Genomic DNA, 1,839 nt, shown 5'->3' on the forward strand with positions numbered 1-1,839 from the left:
CTTGTAGATCAGCATCTTGTCGGCGTTGCGCACCAGCGCGTCGAACTTGATGCCGAGTTCGTGCTGAGCCGCCGCCACCTCATGGTGATGCTTTTCGACGCGCACGCCCATCTCGGCGAGCACGGTCAGCATTTCCGAGCGCATGTCCTGTGCGCTGTCGATCGGCGGCACCGGGAAGTAGCCGCCCTTGATGCGCGGACGGTGGCCGAGATTGCCGGTCTCATAGTCGGTGTCGTCGTTCGACGGCAGCTCCGTGGAGTCGAGCTTGAATCCGGTGTTGTAGGGATCGGCCTTGTACTTCACGTCGTCGAACACGAAGAACTCGGCTTCCGGGCCGACAAAGATGGTGTCGCCGATGCCTTCGGCCTTCATGTAGGCCTCGGCCTTCTTGGCCGTACCGCGCGGATCGCGGTTGTAGGATTCACCCGAAACCGGATCGAGGATGTCGCACAGGATGACCATGGTCGACTGCGCGAAAAACGGGTCCATGTGGACCGTTTCCGGATCGGGCATCAGCACCATGTCGGACTCGTTGATGGCCTTCCAGCCGGCAATCGACGAGCCGTCGAACATCACGCCATCGGCGAACATGTCTTCCTCGACCTCGATGACATCCATCGTCACGTGCTGCAGCTTGCCCTTCGGGTCCGTGAAGCGCAGGTCGACGAATTTCACGTCGTTGTCCTTGATCTGCTTCATGATGTCTTTGGCTGTCGTCATGTCATGTATCCCTGTGTGATGACTTTTTTTGATGATGACGTTTTTCGGGAGGATGGCGCGGTCGGTCAGACCGCGTCCATGCCCGTTTCGCCGGTGCGTATACGCACGACTTCCTCGATATTGGAAACGAAGATCTTGCCGTCGCCGATACGGCCGGTCTGGGCCGCCTTGCGGATGGCCTCGATCGCACCTTCGACCGCGTCGTCGCCAAGCACGACCTCGATCTTCACCTTGGGCAGGAAGTCGACGACATATTCGGCGCCGCGGTAGAGTTCGGTGTGGCCCTTCTGACGACCGAAGCCTTTTGCTTCGGTGACGGTGATGCCTTGCAGTCCGGCCTCCTGAAGCGCTTCCTTCACTTCGTCGAGCTTGAATGGCTTGATGATCGCTTCGATCTTTTTCATGTAAAAAGTGGCCTCCACTGCCAAAAAAACGGGTTGTGACCCCCCGCTTGCGCCTCCATCAAGCACGAACTGTGCCAATTCAGCGGATTCTAAGCGGTCTCATAAGATTTCAAAGCCGCGCCGCACCGGGATGCAAATTCGCGTCATTCGCTGCACCGGAAGCGGCATAGACTGCCAGAGCCTACACAGCGCCAGCACCTCCGTCCGCACAAAAATCAGGCATATTGCCTATCCCTCAGGCAACTTTCTGCCCGCGAGGCCTTCGTGCCAACGTTATGGCTGCAGATCTCGGCAACTCCCCCTTGTTTGCTTAGGATCGAAATCGGACAATGCTTGATCGCATGCGGATCGGCAATCCATGAGCAACGAACTTCTTTCCCCGGCCGAAATGAGCGAGGCCGATCGGCTGACGATTGCCGCCGGCCCAGCCGACGGCATCGGCCTGATGCGGCGCGCTGGTGGAGCGGTCGCGGCCGAGGTTCTCAAGCGCTACCCCTCGGCAAAGCACATCCATGTGCTGTGCGGGCCCGGCAACAATGGCGGCGATGGCTATGTCGTTGCCCGCATCTTGGCCGGCAGCGGCGTCGGCACATCGGTCTGGGCATCCGGCGCGCCGAGGCCGAAAAGCGATGCGGCGCTCGCCGCCGCGGAATGCCCGATCAAGCCCCGGCCGCTGTCTGACTTTGACGCCAAGCCTGGCTCGATCGTGATCGAC

The 1,839-nt window shown here is 60.1% G+C and carries 3 protein-coding genes; 1 reads left to right on the top strand and 2 read right to left on the bottom strand.

Annotated elements, in window-relative coordinates:
• Together EN925_RS34335 and EN925_RS34340 are read right to left on the bottom strand one after the other, a co-directional pair.
• The coding region (locus EN925_RS34335) for a glutamine synthetase beta-grasp domain-containing protein (protein WP_206633099.1) at positions 1–720 on the bottom strand (720 nt) is incomplete at its 3' end.
• A gap of 65 nt (positions 721–785) precedes the next feature.
• The gene (locus EN925_RS34340; RefSeq protein ID WP_006205430.1) at positions 786–1,124 is read right to left on the bottom strand and encodes a P-II family nitrogen regulator; all 339 of its coding nucleotides are present in this window, start codon (positions 1,122–1,124) and stop codon (positions 786–788) included.
• A gap of 358 nt (positions 1,125–1,482) precedes the next feature.
• On the opposite strand from EN925_RS34340, the gene EN925_RS34345 reads away from it, so the two are divergent.
• The coding region (locus tag EN925_RS34345) for an NAD(P)H-hydrate epimerase (RefSeq protein ID WP_281040690.1) at positions 1,483–1,839 on the top strand (357 nt) is incomplete at its 3' end.

The organism is Mesorhizobium sp. M7A.F.Ca.US.006.04.2.1 (genome assembly GCF_004022915.1).
Lineage (GTDB): Bacteria > Pseudomonadota > Alphaproteobacteria > Rhizobiales > Rhizobiaceae > Mesorhizobium > Mesorhizobium ciceri.